Origin of the sequence: Clostridioides sp. GD02377, from assembly GCF_045899875.1 — a bacterium.
Classification (GTDB): domain Bacteria; phylum Bacillota; class Clostridia; order Peptostreptococcales; family Peptostreptococcaceae; genus Clostridioides; species Clostridioides difficile_A.
Window position 1 is genome coordinate 190,657 of the sequence record NZ_JBJODA010000003.1, and the last position, 16,791, is coordinate 207,447.

Genomic DNA, 16,791 nt, shown 5'->3' on the forward strand with positions numbered 1-16,791 from the left:
CTTATTTTGAGCTTTTCATTTGATATATATTCTATGTACACATCTTTATAATAAATTATCGTTATTTTTTTCACACCATTTTGTTTGAAATCAAATTTCACAAAAGCTATTTTATCTTTTCTTACCCAAAGTCAAATTCTTTAAACACATATTATACCCTATTTTTCTGTATTTAATCACGTTTACGTAAATTAAATTAATTTATTCTATTTTAGTAAATTATGATATAATATTGACATTTTTTTAATATATTGATATTATTTAGACTTAGAAAAATTTATTTTTAGATAAAGGAGAAAAAATATTGGAAAGTTCATTCTTATCACAATTTCTTATGATTACAGATTTTAAAACGATTTTTTTTATAATCTTGCTTTTAGGTACATTCTTTATTGTTAGGCAATTTGAAAAGAAAAAAATCAAATTTTCATTGAGAACAATATATGCTACAATACTCGGACTTATATTAGGAATTATAATTCAAGCTTTTGCTGGTTTTCCTAATGATACAACTCAAGTTACTTGGCTACAAGAAGTAAGTAAATGGTATAGTCTATTTGGCTCTGGATTTATGGACTTATTAAAAATGTTAGTAGTACCTTTAGTTTTCTTATCAATTATAAAGGTAATTATTAATATGAAAGATAATAATCTTGGGACGCTTACTTTTAGGTCTTTAGGTATGCTTCTTACTACTACTGCTATAGCTGCTATTGTTGGAATTGTAGTTGCAAATATAATGAAGTTAGGTGTAGGAGTTAATCTACCTGCTTTAGGAGGAACTCAAGAACTTAAAGAAATAAATTCTCTTGTGGATACTTTAAGAGGATTACTTCCATCAAATCCTGTAATGGCTATGGCAAATGGAAATATCGTAGCTACAATAATATTTGCTACATTTATAGCTACATCAATAAAGAGATTAAACAAAAAACATTCTGAAATGATAAAACCATTTATAGATTTTATAGAAGCATCTTACAAAATAATTGTAAGTGTATCTATGACTGTTATCAAATTTATGCCTTATGCTGTAGTTGCTCTACTTGCAAATACAATAACTTCACAAGGTATTAGCTCAATAGTATCTGTTTTACATTTTATATTAGCACTTTATATATCAGTTGCAGTATTATTTGTTATACACTTAATTTTTATAACTTTAAATGGACTAAATCCCATTACTTATATAAAAAATTCAACAGAAGCTCTGCTTCTAGCATTTACTTCGCGTTCTAGTTTAGGAACATTGCCTGTAACGATAGAAAGCTTAGTACAAAATCATGGAGTTGATGAGGGTGTATCAAGCTTTACAGCAAGTCTAGGTGCAAATATGGGTATGAATGGTTGTGCAGGTATATATCCTGCTTTAATGGCTGTTACACTTGCTAATATGGCTGGCGTAAACATGGACATAAGCTTTTATGTTATGTTGTTAATAGTTATAACAATTAGTTCTTTTGGAATAGCAGGTCTTCCAGGAACTGCTACAATGGCAGTTTCAGTTGTTATATCTGGAGTTGGCCTTGGCTCTTATTTTCCATTAGTTGGTGGAATCCTTGCAATAGACCCTATATTGGATATGGGACGTACAATGATAAATGTTAATGGTGCTATGGTATCATCAATTACTGTAGGAAAATCACTTGGAAAAGTCGATAAAGAAGTATTTAGTAAAAAAAATATTTCTTAAAATAAGCATGAAAATAAATGAGGCTGTCTCAAAATAGAGATAAGCCTCTTTTTCATTGTTGAAATAATAAAAATATATTTGATTTCATCTAAAAAATAGTGCCTCATGAACTAAAAAGTTCATGAAGCATTCCCATTTATTGTTTATTTTATTTACAAATTTACTCACAAAATGGAAAGAATTCTTTTGTAAGATTTTGAGGATATACAGATATAAAAACAAAATCATAGTCTTGAGACTTTGCATATTCCAAAATATCTCCATCATAATATCTAGGGTCTATCATATCTATAGTTGAACAAACAGAAGAAAAGAATGTGGCTGTTGGTACAATTAAAGAGTCTTTAACAAATAGCACTTTTAATCCTTCTGGATTTTCTATATTTTTTATTTTAACTAATGGTCTATTTCCCAATAAATAAGTAAAATACTTATCAGATTGACCATCCATTAAATTAAGGTCTGCATTAAAAGGATATGACAATATCAGACTCTCTTCAAACCTTCCTTTTAATTCAAATTTCTGTGACTTAGAATCTGTATAATAAGTATAATCAGTCTTAAATTTAGGATAAATCAATGTAAAGTCATCTATACCACCATACAAAATACCAGTCTTTCTTCCCATAGAACCAAGAAATGATTTAGGGTATACAATTGAATTATAATTATCCTTATCTCTATAATAATGATTTTCATCTAAATTCATACTGTATTTTTTATTAAGTTGTTCAACTAGTTCTCCAAACGCCCAAAAAGAAGTTTCTACTTTCCAGTGATGGTCTGTTTTAAAAAATAAATCATCTTTTGGAATGCCACTTTTTAAAATACTTTCCCTAAAATCAATATAGTCGACATTGTACTTTTTTAGTTGATTTAAAAAATTATCTGCAGTCTCATTACTATAAGAATAAGGTATCCCTTTTGGAAATTTTGTCACTCCTTTTATATATTTATCTGGAGTCATTAAATAAACTAATTTAGTGTTTTGTTTGTTCATCTCCTCAGAGAATTTTCTCACCCTATCTGCTAGTACTCCAACTTGATTTGGAGCTTTAGCAAAATATGTATAATGCATCTTCCCAGAAGTATCCTTTACAACACTAAACTTTGAAAACTCATTTTTACCCATTAGCTTTTGTAAATATCCATAAGTTTCAATAAATGTGTTTTTATATATTACTTTATCATTTACGGTATTATCAATAGATGATATTGTATCTTTTAGACTACTTTTCTCAGCAACTGAATTTTTTATTTCCTGTATCATATCTTTTCCAGAATAACAAATATTAAAGATAGAGAAAGCGAATAAAACAATTAAGAATATGATTGCTGTTATTAATCTTACTTTAAAAAATCTATTCATACTTTTCCCCCTTAACTAAAAATTAAAATAAATAAATGGATTATAGCTTCCAGTTACTAAATATGTCACAGAAATAAAGAATAATAAAATTGCTGATATTGGATAAAACACATTAAATAGCATACTGTATTTAGCCTGTTCAACAACAAACTTATTGATTTTCTTCGCAATAGGCATGCTAAAAATAAATGCAAATATAAAGAAAATCCAGTATTCTTTCAAAAACATATATGTATAATCACTCCATATGGCTCTATTTCCTCCAAACATAGCTTTAAAATAATTATATGCTTCTTTTAAATTAGGTGACCTAAATAATACCCACCCAAAATTAACTACTAATAAAGTGTAAACATGCTTTATAAAATTATGATTTTCAATTTTTTCAAGCATTATAAATCTCTCTATAATTAAGAAAACAAAATTTAAAATTCCCCATATTACAAATGTCCATTCTGCTCCATGCCATATTCCAGTAAATAACCATACTATAAACATATTTCTAATCATAATATCTTTATTTGCCACTCTAGAGCCTCCAAGCGGAAAATAGATATAACTCTTAAACCACATCCCTAAAGAAATATGCCACCTTCTCCAAAATTCAGTAATTGATTTTGATATATATGGATAATTAAAGTTTTCTTCAAATTTAAATCCAAACATAAGACCTAGACCTATAGCCATATCTGAGTAAGCAGAAAAGTCAAAGAATATTTGCAGAGTATAAGCTATGGAACCAAGCCATGCAAGTGATGTAGCTATTTCTCCTTGACTATTCATGGTATAAATATAGTCTGCTACTATAGCCATATTATTTGAAATTAATACTTTTTTACCTAGACCTGTTATAAACCTACAAGTCCCAATGGAAAACTTGTTCCAAGTTTCTTTTCTATTATGAATTTGTTCTGCTACACTTTCATATCTAACTATAGGCCCTGCTATTAATTGTGGAAAAAAAGCTATATAAAGCCCCACATAAAAAGGATTCTTTTGAACATCTCCATGTCTACGATAAACATCTATAACGTAAGACATCCCTTGAAATGTGAAGAATGAAATTCCTATAGGTAAAACAATACTAGGTATAGTCAACTCAGTACTAATAAGTTCGCTAATATTTCTTAGTGCAAAAGCTAGGTATTTAAATATAAATAAAACACCTATATTATATACACACATTAAAACTAAAAAAACTTTTACTTTTATTTTACTTTCCCTATATCTATCTACTAGTAAACCAAATATGTAATTCACTATTATAGAAGCTACCATAATAACAACAAATTTCGGTTCTCCCCAAGCATAAAAAAATAGACTAACAACAAGCAATATCATATTTTGTATAGTTCGATTAAATCTAAACATATAATACAATACTAAAGTTATTGGCAGGAAATAAAATAAAAAAATTAAGCTTGAAAATAACACACTCAAACCTCCTCTCTCTACTTAGTTTTTGAGCGTTTTTTCCAATACAAATATATTCCAAAACATATTATTACTAAACATATAAATAAAATTTGAATAAATATTATAATATTGTTCATAAAGTTTATCTTTTTCATATCTTGTACTGTTGGTGATTGTTTAGGAGATACTAATGTATATGGAACACCATCTTTATCTTTTTGATTAATACTCCAAGACTGAGTCAATTTTATTTTCTTTCCAACTTTAAATTTCTCATCAACATTAACTTGTAAAATAATTTGTTCTGGTTTAGCTTTATTACTTAATGTTAATTTACCTGTTTGAGATATATTTACATTATCTTGTTTTTCAGTAAGAGAATACTTAATTTTTGAATTACTTTCAAGACCTAGCACCTCGTACTGACTTATACTTTGACCCAATACAGGTATTTGTACTTCTTCATCACCAATTATTTTAATGTTATGCAAAGATTCTAACTGCTCCTCAACCAATAAAGATAACTTTTTTATAGCAATAACATTATGTTCTTCATCAGATGGGATAAATGTAATCCCCCAACTGACAACATTTGATAGCATATTTGAATCCAGTAATATATTATCCTTATCATTTATAAAACTATTAAAATTCACATAGATTTTACCATCAAACTCTCCTGGCAATTCTATACATCCATCTTTTATTCTATCTGAATATATTATATTTTTATCTTCAAAAAATACTTCACTTCCTTCTTTTAACCTAAACTCAAGCATATTCTTACTTTGTATACTTAAATTTATTCTTTGAGAACTTTTGTTTTTATTTTGAATCTCAATATAAAAATTATGGTACATACTCCAATTTTCTTTTATATTTTGATAAATATATAAATAATGTTCCTTATCATTTTTAGAACTATCTGTTTCTATTTTTATACTTCTATCTTCATGTATAATCTTAGAACTTAGGTCATTATCTATCTTCTTAAAAGATAAATCTAATATTTTGTCACTCGTTGCTGAACTTATAAAAGTAGCATTTATTAAAAAAACAAACACCAAAATAAGATATTTCACAGAACAAAAAAACACTTTTAAAGCTTTCATCTCATCTCTCCTAAATATATTCCATGGGTTCAAACTCATCATTACTCTGTTCTTTCTTTTTACTAGGTTCTGAAACAACAACTGTCTTATTTTGTAATATCCAATCCATCATTTCATTTCTTAAAAAGAAATTTTGCATTATACTGTCAATGTTATTTACTTTATATAAAATACCTCTTTCATCGGTTTTGCCCTCACATAAATCACATTCTAACACAATATTTTCATTAATTTCCAATGTTACTTCTTTAGGATAAATATTTTTATTCTCAAAATTTAATAATACATATTGATAATTAAAGTTTACCATTCTTAATTTGCCTATATTTTCCACATCCATATGAAAATTCATATTGATTCTTGGACTTCTTCGTGATAATGTTCTAGCTTTTTCAATACGTTTTTTTACATTAATTTGCAAGTCATCAAAGAAACCTAGTTGATTAGATATTGTCATTGGTAAAGTAGGTATTCTATCATGAACAATACACATCCAGTTATCTACTTCATTATCTTCAATATGTGTAATATAGGCTGCATATTTCCATTTTGAACTTACTTCTACAACATTAACAATCTTTGCTTTCATATTAGCTATATACGTCTCATTTCCTGATTTTTCTCTAAACTCTACTTCAAACTCTTTTTCTGGACAAATATATTCTGGCTTATCTAACAAAAATGCAAATCCATTTTCTGATATATCGATTGTCTTTGAAGAAAGTACATAAGAATTTTGCTTTAACTTAAATTCAATTTCAGCAACATAACGCTCAGACTTTCTTAATTGTTGTCTTCCTGATATAAATAAAGTAGCCATAACAAGATTGAAAAGATTTCCTATTAGCCAAAATAAGACGACTGAATATGTCATTGAACCTATTTTAAATATTGATATAAACATTTTTAAAATTCCTATTATAGATAACACTATATAAATAAAATACGGGATACCCTGTAAAAACTTATACATTTTATTTTCTTCTAACTTATTCTTATTTGTGACTGAAAATTTATTTTTGGATATTGCAAACGTTTCGAGTATCACTGATGGCATTAAAGACTGAAACATTATAGTTTCATATATATTGGTCCATCTAGTATTTCTTATGTTTTGAGAAAATATTTTAAGAGATAAACTACTTAGAATATACATAGGTAACCAAAATACCAATACTTGAAGTAGTGTACATTTTACTACAATCACATTAAATACAGAAAATAATATAGGTGCCATTATATATACAAATCGTTTTATACTTGCATACCAATAAGTAATTGAAGAAATATAACTTATTTTCTGCCAAAAACCTAAACCTCTCCTAAATAAAATATTTAGTCGTCTACCAGTTTGTATACACCCACGTGCCCATCTTTCACGTTGTTTAATAAGACTTTTTAAGTCAGTAGGAGATAGACCTGATGCATGTACTTCTGGAATAGCATAACATCTATACCCCTTGCTTTGAATTAATATACCTGTTGCAAAATCTTCTGTAATGGAATTAGTATAAAATCCATCAACTTCTTCTAAAGCTTCTCTTGAAATAACAGTATTACTACCACCATAAATTACAGAATTTGTTCTGTTTCTAGCTAACTGAATATCTCTATAAAAATAATCCTGCTCATTTGGAATTCTACCTTCAGAGTGCAGATTAAATTGAAATAAATCTGGATTATAAAAGCTTTGTGGCGTTTGCACAAAACCAACTTTTTCATACTCCTCTTCTTTTCCATCTTTTTTAGCTTGCTCATTTTTCAAAAAGTATGGTATTGTAGCAATCAAGAAATCATGCATTGGTATCATATCTGCATCAAATGTAACAATCAAAGGAGAATTTGTATGTTTCATTGCATTATTTAAATTCCCAGCTTTTGCTCCTTCTCTTTCCGTTCTAGTTATATAATTAACCCCCATTTTTTCTGCTAGAATACGCATTTCTTCACGATTTCCATCATCACAGATGTATATATGTACCTTTTTCTTATCTGGATATTGCATATGGATACATCCATTTATAGTTTTTCTCACTAAATCAACAGATTCATTATATGTTGCAACGAATACATCCACATGTGTATAAAGCTCTTCACTTATAATTGGCTTTTCAGGACACTCAATATTTGACATACCATAATAATGTACAAACATTTCCATCATTCCTAGTATCTCTACAAAAAGAAGTATTATAGCGCATATTAATGCAAACATCCCCTCTTCTTTAGGCACTGTATAAAAAATTCTCCAAAAAATATATATGATATTAGTAATGATAGTTAAAGTTATAAGTATTTTCTTTGAATTTTTTTTCACAAAAATCATCTCTTTTCTATTAATGAATTTAACATATCTTTATCCCAAGTCCCTTCAGTTTGATTATATATTCCAAACCCAGAAGCAAGCTCCCAATAAGCCCATGAAAAATTTCTTTTTTCAGCCTCTTTTCTTACAGCTTTTACCCAAGCTTTTCTTGAAGCTTCTGGTGCCTCTTTTGTTATTCCAAATTCACCCAGAAAAACCTTTACTTTATTTTTATTTGCCCAATTTTCCACAATATCAAACCTTTTTCTTATATACTCCATTTGTTCATTGGTTCCTTCCCAAGTAATATTGCTCAAGTGTTCAAAGCCCTTGTGGTATATATTTCCTTGGAATGCAAAATCATTTGGCTCATAATAGTGAAAAGAAACTACTATATTAGAATCTTTAGGAATATTTAATTCATTTAAATAATCAATTTGATAGAAATTGTATGGTCCAACTATAATGGTTCTTTTAGGGTTAGTTTTTCTAATTATATTTACTGCTTCTTTAATGTATTCATTTAATAACTGTGAAGATAGGTTTTCTTTAGGCTCATTTAACAATTCAAATACCAGTCTTTTATCGTATTTTTGGTATCTATTAGCTATTTGTTGCCATATTTTTAAAAACTTATCTTTATTAACTTCTGGTTCTTTCATAATTTCCTCAAAATGATGCAAATCCAACACAACTATTAAATCTTTATCCAACGCATAGTTTATATATCCATCAATTTTCTTAAAAAATTCCTCATCAATTTTAAAATCTTTAGAAGTTGATGTATAATCAGAAAACCTTACAGGTATACGTACTGTATCAAAACCTGCATTTTTTATATCATCAAAAAATTTATTTGACATTTTCACATCCCAAGGAAAATCTTTGGGTGATTCTAATGCATTACCTATATTTATGCCTCGTTGCATCGTGACTGTATCACTATTTCCTCTTATTATAAAATAAAACCAAACAAACACTATACTTAAAAAACATATTATAATAACACCTATTCTTTTTATCTTACTCTCCCCCTAACAATATTATTTTCTACATAATATTATGCAATCTTTATTATAACAAATTAAATTGCATCATGTTATATACAATTATTCTCATTTATAAACTTTACATTGATTATAATTTAAAAATACTTGATACATCTAAAAAAAGGCAGTATATTACTAAATAGTTTTAACTACTTAGTAATATACTGCCTTTTATTTTTTTACAATTTATCCAATAAATCTAACACTTGTTTTTTAACTTTATCATATCCAAAATTATCAACTGAATATCCTAGTTCTATGTTTCCAAAACTTTTAATCTCAGCATTTTCTTTTTTATTTAATAATTCTTGCATAAGTTCAACTTCTATATATTCTCTTCCCTTTTCTTTTTCCAACATAGTAAATAATTCAAAATCTTGTATTCCAAATCTTAAATTCTCCATTCTAACACTTCTAACTGGCTTTAAATCTTTTCCAGGATAAACAAAGAACATATCTCCAGCCTTCCAAATAGGGAATTTGTAACTTGCATCCCTCCAAGGGTCTTCCGTCCATAAATTGTAATCCCATCTTAAAAATCCATAAAGACCAAAATAATAAGTATACCATCCTATTATTCTATTTTCCACAAAAGGAGAACTTATAAAACTATTTGGCTTCTCTGGAAAACAACATACAAACCAAGTTAATATTCCACCCTTATCATTAACCTTTTTCTTTAACTTGTCTATATCTTTGTAATTTTGAATAGTAAGTTTTAAGTTTATTGACATATCATCAACTTCATCTTTAGCTCTATCTAAGAAATTTTGGTCATGTGTTGCTGACTTGTACTTAACTTTATATTCATCTACAGTAGAGTTTATAAACTCGATACACTCTTTTACTACTTCTGGATTATTTGGTTCATCAGCTATCACTCTAACTCTATCCCATAACCCACATTCTATTAAGTGATTTAAAACTAATCCTATATATTCTTTTAAATCTCCTGTATTATTTATAAACTTAAATACCTTATCATTTTCATCATAATATCTTACTCTTATTGGGTCTTTATAGCCTTCTATAGGGTTTCCAAACTCACCAGCACACCAATTACCCAACAAACCAAATAAATCTATCTCCTGAGCCATTTTATGCTTATTAGCTATATTTATATACCTGTCCATACTTTCAAAATTACATTTAATCTTTCCATCTATACCTTTTGAAACACTCACCATATTGTATTCATATAAGTTTGATGGATTTTTATAAACTTTATAACAACTTTGCCCTGCCCATGGATAATCAGAAACTATCACAGTTGCAACTTTTTCCCCTAAAGAAGCTAGTTCTTTTAAATAGTTATCAATTATTTCAAAATGGACATCAGACCATAATTCAACTTTATACATTCTGGCTAAACAACTTGGATGTTGCCATAAATCCAAAAAAAATCTGCTTTCATCTAAAGATTTTAATACAACATTTTTTACTTTTACAGGTACATCAATAGTACAAACTTTTTCTTCATCTTCATATCCAAAGCTTTTGAATACATCAATACCTATATTAAAGTTATCTTCTGTAAAGTCCTCAGGTACTTGACCTTCAATCCAAAACATTTGAGGTAAATGTTGTTCTACTAATACATCTTTATCTCTCAAAATAGCATCATTTACAAATGCCTTTGTATCATCTTGAACATATCCCATTACATTGATACTAAAATCATTTTCTAATTCATTAGGTACATTTAACTTAAGTCTTACTCTATTTCCAAGACCCTTCCATGATATAGTACTACTTCCATCAATCGTACAATTAAATTCTTCTGTCGCTTTTAGCATAATTTGAAAAGCAAACTTCTCCCCCTTAGCTACTACAATATCTAAATCTTTAGGTTCCCAAGTCTCAGCTTCTATAACTGAATATTTATTGTGTTTAAATGTACAATCCTTCAATACATATGAAATCTCCATATCTTAAACTCCTCCACATCTACATAATTCTATTTTATATTTTAAATTAAAGTATCTAACCCTTTATTCCTGACAGAGACACACCTTCTACAAATTTACTCTGTAAAATCAAATAGAAAATAAATGGAGGTAAAAATGTTATTGTTGCACCTGCCATCATTTGTCCATAGTTTGTTATCTGGAATGTCTTAAGAGTTGATAATCCAACTGTTAATGTTCTCATTGTATCTTTAGTTGTGGCTATAAGAGGCCACATAAATTCATTCCATGCTCCCATAAAAGTAAATATTGCTAATGTAATTAATGCCGGTTTAATTAGAGGAAGCACTATTTGTATTAAAATCCTAAGGTCCGAACAACCATCTATTTTTGCTGACTCTAATAGCTCTTTTGGTACTCCTAAAATAGCTTGTCTCATTATAAATACACCAAATGCAGTTGGTATTGGCATAATAAGTGCAAGGTAACTGTTTATCCAGCCTAAATGTTTCATTATTATATAAAGTGGTATCATTGTAACTTGAGATGGTATAATTAAAGTCATTATCATAAATAAAAATAACTTATCACTACCTTTAAAATCCATCTTTGCAAAAGAATATCCTGCTAGTGTACTAAATACTAAGTTTAATATTACACCTGAAAAAGATACTATTGCTGTATTTAAAAAGTATTGTGTAAATCCTTTCTTAGTAAATATATCTATATAATTTTGTAGTGTCACTGTTGAAAAAGATATATCTAAATTATATGAATTATATGTTACCTTTAAAGATATTATCAACATATATATAAAAGGTACCAAGCTTACACATGCTATAAATAATAACAAACCGTCACTCAATAATCTTCTTGTCGCTTTCATTTTGTACCTACCTTTCTAAATATCTGAACTATCTCGTCTTACAAATTTATTCTGCAAAATTGAGACTACAGCTATCAACAAGAATAATACATTTGCTACAGTCATTGCATATCCAGAATTAAAATTTTTAAAGTTCAAGTTAAAAGCATGCATAACTATACTCATAGTAGATATCCCTGGTCCTCCACCAGTCACGGTATAGATTAAGTCAAATACCTGTAGTGACCATATAGTTCCTAAAAACACAACCATTATTGTTGTTGGCTTCAATAAAGGAACTGTTATTTTCATAAATTCTTGAAGTTTTGTAGCTCCATCAACCTTTGCCACTTCATAACAATGTTTTGGTAAATTCATTATTCCCGAAATGTAAATCACCATAAAATACCCTATATTTTTCCACATAGATATAAACATAAGTGTAGGTAGTGCGGTCTTACTGTCTCCTAAAAGTTTGGAAGACTCTATGCCAAAAACACCTAATACTTGATATACAATTGAACCTTCACCATTTAATAAAGCTCTCCATACCATACCTATCAAAACCATAGATGATAATACTGGTATAAATATTGCACCTTTAGCAAATGAAGCTATTTTACTATTTCCCTTCCCAGTAATCCAAACCGCCAAAACCAATGATAAAATAGTCTGACATGGTACTACAACAATAGTAAATTTAATTGTATTTATAATAGATACTTTTAGTGTTTCATCTGTAAACAACTTTTTATAGTTTTCTAAACCTATAAATGTAGCTGGACTAATAATGTTATACTTTGTAAAGCTAAAATATATTGACATTATTATTGGTATCACATAAAATGCCACTAAAATTATACCTAATGGCAATATATAGATATATGGTTTAATATTCAATCTTATTCTTTTCTTTTTTGAATTTCCTTCAAAATCTCTAACTAAGTTTTCCATTTTATCCTCTCCAATATAAATATTAGCATTGTACTATGATACAATGCTAATTTTAATCTGCAAGATACTATAAAACGTCTTACAGCTGTAAACTTTTATTGTGCTAATAAATCATTTGAATATTTTGCAGCATCATCCAATGCTTGTTTTGGAGTTTTATCTCCTGAAATCATTGTTTGAAGTTCTTTCCATAAATATTCATATATTTCAACACCATGAGGACCTACAACTAATGGTCTATATATATCTTTGTCATTTTCAACCATTTCTTTAAATCTTTCATCACCTTGATATGGTTCACCTTTTGTTATTGGTGCTCTTGGTATTGCTTTATGGAATTCTGTCATCGATTCAACACTTAACATATGTTGTATTAGTTTGTATGCAAGTTCTTTGTTTTTTGCTGATGACATTAGAGATAAATGGTCTACTGCTCCAAAAGTCGCTGCTTTCTTATCTTCTAATCCAGTTACAAATCCCCAATTTAAGTCTGGGAATGATTTATCAAATACACTTGTTGCAGCAGAAGATAGCATTACTGTAAATGCTGCTTTTCCTGGACCAAATACACTTTCTATTATTTCATTACTATCTTTAGATAAAGAATCTTCAGGTACATATGCTTGTAATTCGTTTAAGAAATTTGCTGCATCTAAACCATTTTTATTATTAAACTTAACTGATTTTAAATCATCATTATATATATCCCCACCAGCTTGCCACAAGTAAGGGTACCAGTTCCAATTTAAGTTACCAAAAGTTTTAGCTCCCCATCCTTGAGCCAATCCCCATTGGTCTATCTTTCCATCACCATCAGTATCTTGTGTTGCTTTTTTACAGATTCTTTTAAAATCTTCCCATGTTTTAGGAGGTTTTTCTCCTATTTTTTCTAAGATATCTTTGTTATAGTACAGTACACCTGGATTTGCTGCTTGGAATGGCATTCCATACATTCCACCCATCATTTCAGATGTCTTTATATAAATAGATTGTTCTTTGTCCTCTTTGGTTGCGTAGTTAGTTAAATCTTCTACTGCGCCACTTTGTATAAATTGTGGATACATTTCTGCATACATATATCCCACATCCGGACCTTCATCAGCACTTATAGCTGTTGCAAATTTTTCAGAATAATTGTCCCAAGGAATTATCTGTAAATCTACTTCGCAGTTATTTTTTTCCTCAAATTTATCTAAAATAGGGTCCCAAACTTCCTTCATATTATCTTCTACTGGTGGCATCCAAAGAACTAACTTTTCTTTTTCTCCATCCTTTTTTGAATCTTTTCCATTCCCGCTTGAACACCCTGTTATAAGAGTTGTAGTCATAATTGCCACCATAGCTAGTGAACATAATTTTTTCAACATACCCAATTTTATTCCCTCCATCTTATTTTATTTTTCATTATAATTCTACATATTTTATTCCATTTAAAATATTATCAAAGCGTGTATTTATTGTCTAATCAGTTTTTTCTATGCACTTTTTTTTATTATAGTTTTTTTCTATGACAACGTTTCCTAAAATGAGCTTTTTAGTTCATGAGGACTCTTTTTTGTATAAAATCAAATATATTTTCATCATTTCAACAATTAAAAAGAGGCTTATCTCTATTTTGAGATATCCTCTTTATTTTATACTACTTATTTATATTGTTATAATACTTTAGAATTTATTAAAACATATCCTTCACCTTAATATTCGTAGTGAATTACATTTTTATACTCTTCAAAAATCTTCTTATTTAATTCATCTCCACCATCTATATTTGCACTATAAAAAATTGGTGGATTCTTTAATCCTCTATTAACTAGTTCTTGAGTAATTTGAGCTATAATAGAATTCATAACAGTAGTTGCAATTACAGTAGAAGTTGGGCTAACTTTTTGATTTAGACCATCTATTTCTACGCAAGCATCTCCCTTTTGACCATGATTATCTATTACCAAATCACATACTTCATAAAGATTTTTCCCTAAAGAATGTCTTGATGATACACTCTTTGAGTAACTTAAATTGGTTATGCATATTACTATTGCATTTCTTTTTTTAGCCTCTATAGCAAATTCTATACTTACTGGATTTCTACCAGATACTGAGTGAATTATAACTACATCTCCTTCTTTAATTGGAGTCTTATCCGCTAAGGCTGAACCATATCCTTCTAACCTTTCCATCTTGCTAGTGTGGGTTATAGGTGCTGTATCTAACATCAAAGATTTCGCAAATACTGGATTTATAAGAACACAACCACCTGCTCTGTAGAATAATTCTTCTGTTAGTATTCCTGCATGTGAAGCTCCAAAAGAAAATATTGCTTTCTTGTTTTCTATTGCTTTAACAAGGATTTCCACTGCTCTTTCCATATTGGCTTTTTCTTCATTTTCTATTATATCGATTAATCTCTTTATCTCACTTATGTATTTAAATTCCATGTCTATAATACTCCTCCAAATAATGACCCCATAAATTTACTGATTATGCCAAATAAAGAAAGGTCATTACCACCAAATATTAGTATCCAGTTTTGAATAGTACCTGAGTAAATTACAGCAGATACTCCTACTAAAGCTACCATAAATATTGCAGCTACAGCTGTACCTATTATAGCTCCACGTATGCCTCCTTGTGATTCTCCTATTACGGCTGCTGCTCCACACTCAAAGAATGAAGTTATAACAAGTGGTATAAGTAACATATTAAATACATTAAAGTAGTTACATATTAAAATCATAGCTGTAGATGTTAACATGGCAACTAAAAATCCTATTAATACAGCATTTGGCTTATAGTTAAATAATATTGGACAGTCAAAAGCTGGTAGCGCATTTGGCACAACTTTTTCTGATATACCTTGGAATGCAGGCATTATTTGATTTATTAACATTCTTACACCATGAAGCATTATTATAAGACCTGCCCCAAAAGAAAGACCTTGTTTTATTGCATATGTTCCAATAAATTCATTAGCATCTTTAAACGCATCTGGTATCACTATTCCAACAACTATAAACATTAGAAATACTGCCATTCCTCCACTTATAGATATTTCTCTAAAGAATGATATACTTTGAGGTATGTTTATATCTTCTGTAGACTTTTCTTTATTTCCTACTAACTTAGCAACAAATCCTGATATAAGCGCTAGACAACCTGATGGATGTCCTAGTGTAAATGACTCGTCTCCAATAACATCAAATACATACTTTCTTAATAACCAAGGCATTATTGACCAGTAAAGTGCTGATAATATTGCTGAAAAGGCTATTAATACTCCACCACTTAATCCCGCTTCAACTCCTGATGCTACAAATATAAATGGAAACCAGTAAAGCATGTGACCTGTTAAAAAAATAGTCTTAATAGGTGTAAACCTCGCTATCATTAAATGAAGAGCCAGACCTACAAACATGGCTAAACCTATAATCCCCCCATAACTTGCGGTAAAAGTGACATCACTTAAACCTTTTGTTACTGCACCACCACTTATACTCTGGAAAGCTCCATTAATTGGTGCTATTGAACTGACTAACATGCCTGTTCCAGTCTCCATGATTATGATTCCGAAAGCTGCAAGTAATGCCCCCTTTATGACATCTGATGCTTTCTTTTTCTGCAATATAAGACCAAATGCTGCTATTAATCCAATTAGCATAGATGGATTACGTAAAATATTATTTGAAATAAAATCAAGCATTATATTTTTTTAGTGATAGGTCAACTATTTAAGTTTTGTACCACTAAATTCCTCCTCTCCCTCTTACTATTTTCAGTTTTAGTAATCTTTTATTCTATTTTACTTATCTTAAATTTATTTTTAAAAATTTATACTATTTCTTATCATTTAAAAAAGTTTGAACAACTTCTTTAACTTCTGATAAATCCATATACTTCTTAACTGGATATACTGGCACATTGCAAGTTCCTTTTAATTCATTTAATAATTCTTGACTTGTAAATATACAGTCACAATCTGTTCCTCTAGCTGAGTTTATATCTGTATTTTCTACTTCACCTTCTATATCTAACTGCTTTAAAACTTTTTGTATTGTCATTTTTAACACCATTGATGAACCTACACCAAATCCGCATACTGCTAATATCTTCATTTTTCAGTCCTC

At 28.8% G+C, this 16,791-nt stretch carries 13 protein-coding genes; 1 reads left to right on the plus strand and 12 read right to left on the minus strand.

Features of this window, described 5'->3' with window-relative positions; all coding sequences use genetic code 11:
• Window positions 1–304 precede the first annotated feature (304 nt).
• The gene (locus Q3304_RS03845; protein WP_407813799.1) at window positions 305–1,693 is read left to right on the plus strand and encodes a cation:dicarboxylate symporter family transporter; all 1,389 of its coding nucleotides are present in this window, start codon (window positions 305–307) and stop codon (window positions 1,691–1,693) included.
• Window positions 1,694–1,853: 160 nt separating this feature from the next.
• On the opposite strand, the gene Q3304_RS03850 is transcribed toward Q3304_RS03845, so the two are convergent.
• The 12 genes from Q3304_RS03850 to Q3304_RS03905 all read right to left on the minus strand — a co-directional run bounded on the left by Q3304_RS03850 (window position 1,854) and on the right by Q3304_RS03905 (window position 16,779).
• Entirely contained in the window at window positions 1,854–3,062 is a 1,209-nt protein-coding gene (locus Q3304_RS03850; protein ID WP_407813800.1) for an alginate O-acetyltransferase AlgX-related protein, read from the minus strand.
• 15 nt (window positions 3,063–3,077) lie between these two features.
• Window positions 3,078–4,496: an MBOAT family O-acyltransferase gene (locus tag Q3304_RS03855; protein WP_407813801.1), complete on the minus strand. Its 1,419-nt coding sequence runs from the start codon at window positions 4,494–4,496 to the stop codon at window positions 3,078–3,080.
• A 17-nt stretch (window positions 4,497–4,513) separates the two neighbouring features.
• A complete protein-coding gene (locus Q3304_RS03860; RefSeq protein ID WP_407813802.1) occupies window positions 4,514–5,590 on the minus strand; it encodes a hypothetical protein in 1,077 nt (358 codons plus the stop codon).
• 10 nt (window positions 5,591–5,600) lie between these two features.
• On the minus strand, window positions 5,601–7,823 hold the full coding sequence (locus Q3304_RS03865) for a glycosyltransferase (protein WP_227832256.1): 2,223 nt from the start codon (window positions 7,821–7,823) through the stop codon (window positions 5,601–5,603).
• An 89-nt stretch (window positions 7,824–7,912) separates the two neighbouring features.
• On the minus strand, window positions 7,913–8,824 hold the full coding sequence (locus tag Q3304_RS03870) for a glycoside hydrolase family 5 protein (RefSeq protein WP_407813803.1): 912 nt from the start codon (window positions 8,822–8,824) through the stop codon (window positions 7,913–7,915).
• 299 nt (window positions 8,825–9,123) lie between these two features.
• Window positions 9,124–10,872, minus strand: a complete 1,749-nt coding sequence (locus Q3304_RS03875; protein ID WP_407813804.1) for a DUF4091 domain-containing protein — start codon at window positions 10,870–10,872, stop codon at window positions 9,124–9,126.
• A 55-nt stretch (window positions 10,873–10,927) separates the two neighbouring features.
• Window positions 10,928–11,737, minus strand: a complete 810-nt coding sequence (locus Q3304_RS03880; protein WP_054271139.1) for a carbohydrate ABC transporter permease — start codon at window positions 11,735–11,737, stop codon at window positions 10,928–10,930.
• Between the two features lie 15 nt (window positions 11,738–11,752).
• A complete protein-coding gene (locus Q3304_RS03885; protein ID WP_054271140.1) occupies window positions 11,753–12,670 on the minus strand; it encodes a carbohydrate ABC transporter permease in 918 nt (305 codons plus the stop codon).
• Between the two features lie 95 nt (window positions 12,671–12,765).
• Window positions 12,766–14,058 carry an ABC transporter substrate-binding protein gene (locus Q3304_RS03890; RefSeq protein ID WP_407813805.1) on the minus strand — a complete coding sequence of 431 codons (1,293 nt, stop codon included), beginning with the start codon at window positions 14,056–14,058 and terminating at the stop codon, window positions 12,766–12,768.
• A 306-nt stretch (window positions 14,059–14,364) separates the two neighbouring features.
• Window positions 14,365–15,105 (minus strand): SIS domain-containing protein, encoded by a 741-nt coding sequence (locus Q3304_RS03895; RefSeq protein ID WP_054277243.1) that lies wholly within the window; start codon window positions 15,103–15,105, stop codon window positions 14,365–14,367.
• A 2-nt stretch (window positions 15,106–15,107) separates the two neighbouring features.
• Window positions 15,108–16,367 carry a PTS ascorbate transporter subunit IIC gene (locus tag Q3304_RS03900; RefSeq protein ID WP_407813806.1) on the minus strand — a complete coding sequence of 420 codons (1,260 nt, stop codon included), beginning with the start codon at window positions 16,365–16,367 and terminating at the stop codon, window positions 15,108–15,110.
• 133 nt (window positions 16,368–16,500) lie between these two features.
• Window positions 16,501–16,779 carry a PTS sugar transporter subunit IIB gene (locus Q3304_RS03905; protein ID WP_054271143.1) on the minus strand — a complete coding sequence of 93 codons (279 nt, stop codon included), beginning with the start codon at window positions 16,777–16,779 and terminating at the stop codon, window positions 16,501–16,503.
• Window positions 16,780–16,791 lie beyond the last annotated feature (12 nt).